Genomic DNA, 8828 nt, shown 5'->3' on the forward strand with positions numbered 1-8828 from the left:
CCGCGATGGCCTTGCTACAGCTGGAGCGCATCAGCGCACAGTACCCGGGCAGCCCGACACCGGTGCTGGCGGATATTTCTCTGACCCTGGGGCCTCAGCAATTGCTGGTGGCTCTCGGCCCGTCCGGCAGTGGCAAGACTTCGCTGTTGAACCTGATTGCCGGTTTCGTCGAGCCGAGCGCCGGGCGCATCACCCTCGACGGTGTGCCGGTCAAAGGCCCGAGCGCCGAACGGGGCGTGGTGTTCCAGGATGATGCGTTGCTGCCATGGCAGGACGTGCTGGCGAACGTCGCGTTCGGTCTGGAGCTGGCCGGTATCGCCAAGGACAAGCGCGAAAAAATCGCCCGTGAAATGCTCGCGCTGGTTGATCTTTCAGGGTTCGAAAGTCGCCGCATCTGGCAACTCTCCGGCGGCCAGAAACAACGTGTTGGCCTCGCCCGCGCCCTCGCCGCTGATCCGCGGGTGTTGCTGATGGACGAGCCTTTCGGTGCCCTCGACGCATTCACTCGCGAACAGATGCAGGAGCTGTTGCTGCAAGTCTGGCAGCGCACGGCCAAGCCGGTTTTCCTGATTACCCACGATATTGAAGAAGCGGTTTTCCTCGCCACTGACCTGATTCTGCTCGCACCGAATCCGGGGCAGATCGTTGAGCGCCTGCATCTGGATTTCGGTCAGCGTTATGCCGCCGGTGAATCCGCCCGGGCGATCAAATCCGATCCGAGTTTTATCGAAACCCGCGAACACGTGCTGAGCAAAGTGTTCTCGCAACGCAGCGCCGGGCAACGGCAGGAGCGCGCATGAGCAGTTACGACGTTTCCTCGGCTGCGGTAAAACCGGTCAGCGCTTCGGCGGCCATTCCTGTACGTCGCAGCCTCAGCACTCGCTGGATCAGCCTGCTGACGCTGTTCGCGTTGTTGGCCATCTGGTGGGCGGTGACTGCCACCGGGTTGATCGAACCACTGTTCCTGCCGCCACCGTCCGCCGTGCTGCAAAAGGGCTGGTTGCTGGCGACTACCGGTTACATGGATTCAACGTTGTGGCAGCACCTCGGCGCAAGCCTGAGCCGCATCGGTCTGGGCCTCGGTTTTGCGATTCTGACCGCCGTGCCGGTAGGCATTGCCATTGGCGCCAACCGCATCGCCCGTGGCGTGCTCGATCCGCTGATCGAGTTCTACCGCCCTATTCCACCGCTGGCCTATTTGCCGCTGATCGTGATCTGGTGCGGCATCGGTGAGTTGTCGAAAGTGCTGCTGATTTATCTGGCGATTTTTGCGCCGATCGCCATTGCCACGGCGACCGGTGTGCGCACGGTTGATCCGGCGAAATTGCGCGCAGCGCAGTCGTTGGGCGCGACGCGTTTGCAGCTGATTCGCCATGTGATTTTGCCGAGCGCTCTGCCGGACATTCTCACGGGTGTGCGTATTGGTCTGGGCGTTGGTTGGTCGACCTTGGTTGCTGCTGAACTGATCGCGGCCACCAGCGGTTTGGGCTTTATGGTGCAGTCGGCTGCGCAGTTCCTGGTCACCGATGTGGTGGTGCTGGGGATTCTGGTCATCGCCCTGATCGCCTTCGCCATGGAAATGGGCCTGCGCGCCCTGCAGCGCAAACTGGTGCCGTGGCACGGCCAGGCCCACTAAATCGCCCTGTAAAACTTCCCCTGTGGGAGCGAGCCTGCTCGCGATTGCGGTGTGTCATTCACCACAGCATTGACTGCCAGTCTGCAATCGCGAGCAGGCTCACTCCTACAAAAGCTTGAACCCCGAATTCGAAGAGAAAGACCATGAGCAGCCTGAACATCACCCCATTAAGCTCAGCCCTCGGCGCACAGATCAGCGGCGTCGACATCAGCCAGCCGTTGACCCTGGAACACCGCGACGCCATTGAACAGGCGCTGCTCAAATATCAAGTGTTGTTCTTCCGCAACCAGCCAATCGAACCGCCGCAACAGGCGCGTTTCGCTGCGTACTTTGGTGACCTGCACATTCACCCGATCTACCCGAACGTACCGGAACAACCGGAAGTGTTGATCCTCGACACCGCCGTCACCGACGTGCGCGACAACGCGATCTGGCACACCGACGTGACCTTCCTGCCGACGCCGGCGATGGGCGCGGTGCTCAGCGCCAAGTTGCTGCCGGAGTTCGGTGGCGACACGCTGTGGGCCAGCGGGATTGCTGCGTACGAAGCGCTGTCGGCGCCAATGAAAGCCTTGCTCGAAGGGCTGACCGCGACTCACGATTTCACTCGCTCGTTTCCGCTGGAGCGCTACGGCAATACGCCGGAAGCGTTGGCGCAGTGGGAAGAGACCCGACGCAAGAATCCACCGCTGTCGCACCCGGTGATTCGTACGCATCCGGTCAGCGGGCGGCGTTCGTTGTTCGTCAATGAAGGCTTCACGTCGAAGATCAATGAGCTGTCGGAAACCGAGAGCGAGGCGATTCTGAAGTTTCTGTTCGCCCATGCAACGCGACCGGAATTCACCATTCGCTGGCGTTGGCAGCAGGACGACATTGCGTTCTGGGATAACCGCGTGACGCAGCATTACGCGGTGGATGATTATCGGCCGGCGCGGCGGGTGATGCAGCGGGCGACGGTGTTGGGGGATGTGCCGTTTTTTCGCTGAGTCCTTTCAAAGGCAAAAGCCCCTCACCCTAACCCTCTCCCGGAGGGAGAGGGAACTGACCGAGGTGTTTGTACTAGCTACATCGACCTGAAATGTCGGGTTGAATTCAAGTTTTGAAAAGCATGAAGATCGGCTCCCTTTCCCCCTCGCCCCCCTGGGGGAGAGGGCTGGGGTGAGGGGGATGGATCTTGCTGACCAAACCCAATCTTCATCACTCCGCCGTCGAAGGCTTCTCCCAAAGATTGATCCCACCCTCTTGGGCAAACCGGTCAATCTCCGCCAATTCCTCAGCACTGAAGCTCAAATTCTTCAACGCCCCGACGTTCTCGATAATCTGCTCCGGCCGGCTCGCCCCAATCAGTGCCGAGGTCACCCGAGGATCCCGCAACGTCCACGCCAGCGCCAGTTGCGCCAGACTTTGACCACGACGCTTGGCGATCTCGTTCAATGCGCGCACATGAGCGATGTTGGCATCAGACAGGTGCGAAGCCTGCAACGAACCGCCGCCCGGACGATTGACCCGCGCATCCGCCGGCACGCCGTTGAGGTATTTGTCGGTGAGCAGACCTTGCGCCAACGGAGTGAAAGCAATCACGCCCGTGCCGAGTTCATCGGTGGTATCCAGCAGGTCTTTTTCCACCCAGCGATTGAGCAGGTTGTACGCCGGCTGATGGATCAACAGCGGTACTTTCCACTCTTTCAACAGCGCAGCGATCTCGCGGGTTTTTACCCCGGAATACGACGAGATACCGATGTACAACGCCTTGCCCTGTTGCACCGCGGTGGCGAGGGCGCTGGCGGTTTCTTCCAGCGGGGTGTCCGGGTCGAAACGGTGCGAATAGAAGATATCCACGTAGTCCAGACCGAGCCGTTGCAGGCTCTGGTCGAGGCTGGCCAGCACGTATTTGCGCGAGCCGCCGCCCTGGCCGTAAGGGCCGGGCCACATGTCCCAACCCGCCTTGCTGGAGATGATCAGCTCGTCGCGGTACTGCTTGAAGTCTTCGCGCAGCAGGCGACCGAAATTGATCTCGGCACTGCCGTAGGGCGGGCCGTAGTTGTTGGCCAGGTCGAAGTGGTTGATGCCCAGGTCGAACGCGGTGCGTAACAAGGCGCGCTGGGTGTCGATCGGCGTGCTGTCACCGAAGTTGTGCCACAGACCCAGCGACAACGCCGGCAGCACCAGACCGCTGCGGCCGACGCGGCGGTAAGGGATGGAGTCGTAGCGGTTTTCGGCAGCGGTGTAAGTCATCGAATCCTCTCTTGTCTGTCTTGAATAGGGTGTCGACTGCTTCGCGAGCAAGCTCGCGAAGGGTGTTACACAAATCGATTGCCGGGTCGGGCCAGACCCAGGTTCTCGCGCAAGGTCCGGCCTTCATACTCGGTTCTGAACAGCCCGCGCCGTTGCAGTTCCGGGACCACGCCATTGGCGAAGTCTTCGAGCCCGCCGGGCAAGTGCGGCACCAGCACGTTGAAACCGTCCGCTGCGCCTTGTTCGAACCATTCCTGCAAACGATCGGCAATCTGCTCCGGCGTACCGACCAGGCTGTAATGCCCGCGTCCGCCAGCAATCTTGCGCCCCAGTTCGGCAAGGCTCAGGTTCTCCCGGCCCGCCAGTTCAGTGAGCAATTTCTGCCGGCTCTGCTGACCGCTTTCGGTCAGCGGCAACTCCGGCAACGGCCCGTCCAGCGGGTACTTCGACAAATCGAAGTTGCCCAGCATACGCCCAAGCAAGGCGACGCCAACCTCGGGTTCGACTAATTGCTGAAACGTTTCACATTTTTCCCGCGCTTCGGCTTCGGTGCGGCCGACCACAACGAAAACCCCGGGCATGATTTTCAGTGAATCCGCGCTGCGCCCGTACTTGGGCAAACGTGCTTTGAGGTCAGCGTAAAACGCTTGGGCACTGGCCAGCGAAGTCTGTGCGGTGAACACCACTTCAGCGGTTTGCGCCGCCAATTCGCGCCCGGTTTCCGAAGATCCAGCCTGAACAATCACCGGTTGCCCCTGCGGCGAACGCGCAACGTTCAGCGGACCTTTGACGCGAAAATGTTCACCAACATGATCCAGAACGTGCAATTTCGAAGGGTCGTAATACGCTCCGCTGGCCTTGTCGCGAAAGAAGGCATCGTCCTCCCAACTGTCCCAAAGCCCGGTCACCACCTGATGAAACTCGCGGGCTCGGCTGTAGCGTTCGGCGTGGCCAATGTGTTCGTCACGCCCGAAATTCAGCGCTTCGGCAGCATTGTCCGACGTCACCAGATTCCACCCCGCGCGGCCACCCGACAGGTGATCGAGCGAAGCAAATTTGCGCGCCACGTGATACGGCTCGTTGTAACTGGTGGTCGCCGTGGCGATCAGGCCGATATGCGCGGTGACCGCACTAAGGGCCGAGAGCAAGGTCAGCGGTTCAAAGTGATCGGAACGCGCCATGCGGCTGGCGATGTCCTGAGTTGGCGCGGCGACGCTGTCAGCGACAAACAACGCATCGAACTTCGCCGCCTCGGCAATTTGCGCCAGCCGCTTGTAATGGGCGAAATCCAGACCCGCATTCGCCGGCACATCCGGATGACGCCACGCTGCCACATGGTGCCCGGTGGCCATAAGGAATGCACCGAGTTTCAACTGTCTGCTCATCTCAGAAATCCTTGCGCAGTTGCACGCCGAAGTAGCGCTCGTCATCCCGTGGCACGGCGCGATAGATGTAATTGCCGCCGCTGGCGAGCAATGGCGAGTACGACTTGTCGGTGAGGTTTTTGCCCAGCAGTGCCACGCGCCAGCCATTGCTGTAATCAGCCAGCGCGACACTGGCGTTCCAAAGACCGTAGGCGCCCTGCTTGGTGTCGACGTTCTGGCTGATGTCGTACTGCACTTCGCTCTGCCAGCTATAGTCGGTGCCGAGTTCGATATCCAGGCCGTTATCCAGCGGGATGCTGTAGTCAGCGCGCACGTAGCTTTTCCAGTCCGGACTGAACGGCAGCGGTTTACCGTTGACGTTGCACGACGCCGCTGCGCCTGCCGGGCAGGCGAATTCGTCGATGCGCGCACGGGTGTAGGCGAGTGCGCCGGACAGTTTCAATTGCTGGGTGGCCTGCAAGGCGTAATCGAGTTCGACGCCCTCGGTGCTGACGCTGCCAGCGTTGATCAGGCGCGTCACCACTTGCCCGGCGACGGTGTCGAAGAAGTTCGCCTGATAGTTGTCGTAATCGCTGTGGAACACCGCGAGATTGGTGGTCAGGCGATTGTTCCAGGAAGTGGCTTTGATGCCCGCTTCCCAGGTGTTGGAGGTCTCCGGTTTCAGCGCTTCGGTATCGCGCGGCTGCATGTTGAAGAAGACGTTGTAGGCCGGGCCTTTGTAGCCGCGCGAGTAGGTCAGATAGGTAGTGACAGCATCGCTCAAGTCGTACTGCACACCGAGGCGGCCGGACCAACCGTCTTCGTCCACTGAACCGGAACTGCTGGTGGCCGGTTGAATGCCGCTGACGGTGGTCGACGAGGTCGAGACGCGGCGGTGATCGTATTCCAACTCATCGTGGGTGTAGCGCAGGCCGGCGATGCCACGAAAATCCGAGGTGAAGTTCAGCGTGCTCTCACCGAACACCGCATAGCTGTCGCTGGTGGTGCTGTAATCGGCGACGCCTCGGTCGGTGCGCGTGGTGGTGTTCAGCGTGCGCTGATAGGTCTCGTCATCCTTGCCGTGCATGTAGAACAGGCCGCCGACGTACTCAAGAAACTCGCCCTTCGGCGAGGCCAGGCGCAGCTCTTGCGAATATTGATCGAAGGCCAGATCACCTTTGTCCGCCGTGCCGGGGAACGCCGCCGTCACCGTACCGAGACGATCACCGTCCTGATACTGGGTGTTGTCCCAACCGCGCCATGCGGTGATCGACGTCAGGGTGTAATCGCCCAGTTGCCAGTCGAGCTGGCCGGACAGGCCCTTGTTGGTGTCCTCGACATGGCTGCGGGTGTCGGTGTTGATATCGCGATTGTGGCTAGTCGCATTGACCGGGTTCAGCGCGTTGGCGAAGGCCGGCGTCAGCGACTTGCTGACCACGCCGTTGGGGCCGTCGTCATGGGACTGCATGTAGTCGGCGATCAGGGTGAAGGTGACGTCGTCATTCGGGGTGAATTCGAGTTTGCCGCGCACGCCGCGATGGTTGTAGCCGTTGACCTCCTGGCCATTGTGCTGGTTGTCGACGTTGCCGTCGTAGGTGCCGAACAGCGTGCTGATCGAGCCTTTCAACGTGTCCGGAATCAGGCTGCCGCCGATGCCGAAACGGGTGCGACTTTCGTTGCCGCTGTAGTACGACTGATCGATGTAGCCATGGGTCTCGGCGGTGGGTGCCTTGCTGGTGATGTTGAGTACACCGGCCGAGGCGTTCTTGCCGAACAGCGTACCTTGCGGGCCGCGCAGCACTTCGACGCGCTCCAGATCCAGCAAGTCGAGAGTGGATTGCCCGGGACGCGCGTAGACCACGCCGTCGATCACCGTCGCCACGGTCGGCTCGACACCCGGCGAGGTGGAAATCGTGCCGACACCGCGCACGAACAACGAGGTGTCCTTGTTCGAAGCGCCAGTGCGGAAGTTCAGCGACGGCACTTGCTGGACGATGCTCGCCACGCCGTTGCGGTTGTCGCGCTCAAGTTGTTCGCCGTCGATCACCGACACCGCGACCGGCACTTTTTGCAGTGACTCTTCGCGGCGGGTCGCGGTGACTGTCACCGATTTGAGTGTTGGCTCCTGATCACTGCTCTCGGCAGCGAATGCGTTGGGCAACGGCAGCGCCGCCAACCCCGTGAATAACCAGCCGGCGGCGCGGATCGATTGCGCCAGTTTGTTTGTCGCCCCAGGAATGTTGTGCATGTTTGCCCGCTCGAAATTGGCCCTTAACCGCTGCCGTTCTGCGACGACAGCGCCTGAATCGGTGTCTTGGGCATTCGCTCGAGCGAGTAGCAGACAGCGCGCTTTGTTAGCGCTACCATCGACAGTATTGGCAAGCCGCACATAGAGCGTCAAATACTGAAAAATTACTTTTATATGCGATTTGGTTTTTAAGAAGGATCGAGCCTTGAGCGAAGAAAAACCCCGCAAACGCCGTGGCGCCGGGCGTGTAACGCTGAATGCCGTGGCGCGTGAGGCCGGGGTTTCGGCGATCACCGTGTCACGCTATTTCAACCAGCCTGAGCAGGTTTCGCCCGAGCGTCGCGAGCGGATTGCGGCGGTGGTGGCCGAGTTGGGTTACGTACCGAATCTGGTGGCCGGCGGGCTGGCCTCGGCGCGGGGGAAAATCGTCGGCATGGTGATCCCGAATATCTCCGGGCCGATCTTCGCCAATACCATTCAAGGCTTCAGCGACACACTCAGCCGCCATGGCTATCAGCTGTTGCTGGCGTCGAGTTACTTCAGCACTGAACAAGAAGAAAACGCCGTGCGTGCGTTTCTCGGCTGGTCGCCAGCGGCGCTGGTGCTGACCAGTCACTTTCACAGTGCGGGCACGGAAAAGATGATCGCCGAGGCGGATGTTCCGGTGATCGAGACGTGGGATTACCAGCCGGAGCGTGAGCCGATGCAGATCGGTTTTTCGCATTTTGAAGTGGGCGTGAAGGCGGCAAAACATCTGCTGGGAAAAGGCTACCGACGCATTGCCTTCGTGCAAAACAGCGCTGCGGGCGACTTCAGCGCATTGGAACGCCGCGACGGTTACGCGGCGACCTTGCGCGAATCCGGCCTGGACCCTTGGATCTACGCCCCTGACGCCGATCGAGCGCCATTCGAGGCCGGCAAACAGGCGATGGATGCGCTGATGAATGCCTCACCGCGCCCCGACGCAATCATTTTCGCCAACGACAACCTCGCCGCCGGCGGCCTGCTCGCCGGGCAACGCGCAGGCCTCAAGATCCCCGAGGACTGCGCCGTCCTCGGTTTCGGCGATTACCCGTTCGCCGAGATGCTGCTACCTAGCCTGAGCACGATCAAACCGCCGGCGCTGGAGATCGGCGTACTGGCCGCAACACGCGTATTGGAAAGTCTTGGCGTGTTGCCGAGCGACGAAGTGCAACGTCTGAACCTGCTGCAATGCCAGGTCATCGAGCGCAAAAGCACCTGATGAATATGGTGGGGGCTGGATTGGCTATGCTCTAAAGAACACCGAGGTGGCCCCTTCGCGAGCAGGCTCGCTCCCACAGGGATTTCCTGTGTACATGAAATC

7 protein-coding genes are annotated in these 8828 nt (G+C 60.8%); 4 read left to right on the forward strand and 3 right to left on the reverse strand.

What is annotated here, in order from left to right; translation table 11 throughout:
• The first annotated feature begins 5 nt into the window (after nt 1–5).
• From tauB to tauD, 3 genes are all read left to right on the forward strand, one after another.
• On the forward strand, nt 6–800 hold the full coding sequence (gene tauB, locus AC1DVF_RS25170; RefSeq protein ID WP_093440624.1) for a taurine ABC transporter ATP-binding subunit: 795 nt from the start codon (nt 6–8) through the stop codon (nt 798–800).
• The gene (tauC, locus tag AC1DVF_RS25175; protein ID WP_116256377.1) at nt 797–1636 is read left to right on the forward strand and encodes a taurine ABC transporter permease TauC; all 840 of its coding nucleotides are present in this window, start codon (nt 797–799) and stop codon (nt 1634–1636) included. The genes tauB and tauC overlap by 4 nt, the downstream gene beginning before the upstream one ends.
• A 143-nt stretch (nt 1637–1779) precedes the next feature.
• Nucleotides 1780–2622, forward strand: a complete 843-nt coding sequence (gene tauD / locus AC1DVF_RS25180; RefSeq protein WP_477783319.1) for a taurine dioxygenase — start codon at nt 1780–1782, stop codon at nt 2620–2622.
• A gap of 211 nt (nt 2623–2833) precedes the next feature.
• Here the strand turns inward: tauD and mgrA are convergent, their stop codons facing one another.
• The 3 genes from mgrA to AC1DVF_RS25195 form a co-directional block, all read right to left on the reverse strand.
• Nucleotides 2834–3871, reverse strand: a complete 1038-nt coding sequence (gene mgrA, locus AC1DVF_RS25185) for an L-glyceraldehyde 3-phosphate reductase (RefSeq protein ID WP_034148469.1) — start codon at nt 3869–3871, stop codon at nt 2834–2836.
• Between the two features lie 65 nt (nt 3872–3936).
• Nucleotides 3937–5256 (reverse strand): LLM class flavin-dependent oxidoreductase, encoded by a 1320-nt coding sequence (locus AC1DVF_RS25190; protein WP_116256379.1) that lies wholly within the window; start codon nt 5254–5256, stop codon nt 3937–3939.
• Nucleotide 5257: 1 nt separating this feature from the next.
• Nucleotides 5258–7483 (reverse strand): TonB-dependent receptor, encoded by a 2226-nt coding sequence (locus tag AC1DVF_RS25195; RefSeq protein WP_460130530.1) that lies wholly within the window; start codon nt 7481–7483, stop codon nt 5258–5260.
• Nucleotides 7484–7688: 205 nt separating this feature from the next.
• Here AC1DVF_RS25195 and AC1DVF_RS25200 point away from each other — a divergent pair, with 205 nt between their 5' ends.
• A complete protein-coding gene (locus tag AC1DVF_RS25200; RefSeq protein WP_477783320.1) occupies nt 7689–8726 on the forward strand; it encodes a LacI family DNA-binding transcriptional regulator in 1038 nt (345 codons plus the stop codon).
• The last annotated feature ends 102 nt before the right edge of the window (nt 8727–8828 follow it).

The sequence above is a fragment of the Pseudomonas sp. P4_D7 genome (assembly GCF_056401755.1).

Coding starts and splice junctions, on each gene's coding strand:
- tauB (WP_093440624.1), top strand. CDS start 6: ATGGCCTTGCTACAGCTGGAGCGCATCAGCGCACAGTACCCGGGCAGC.
- tauC (WP_116256377.1), top strand. CDS start 797: ATGAGCAGTTACGACGTTTCCTCGGCTGCGGTAAAACCGGTCAGCGCT.
- tauD (WP_477783319.1), top strand. CDS start 1,780: ATGAGCAGCCTGAACATCACCCCATTAAGCTCAGCCCTCGGCGCACAG.
- mgrA (WP_034148469.1), bottom strand. CDS start 3,871: ATGACTTACACCGCTGCCGAAAACCGCTACGACTCCATCCCTTACCGC.
- AC1DVF_RS25190 (WP_116256379.1), bottom strand. CDS start 5,256: ATGAGCAGACAGTTGAAACTCGGTGCATTCCTTATGGCCACCGGGCAC.
- AC1DVF_RS25195 (WP_460130530.1), bottom strand. CDS start 7,483: ATGCACAACATTCCTGGGGCGACAAACAAACTGGCGCAATCGATCCGC.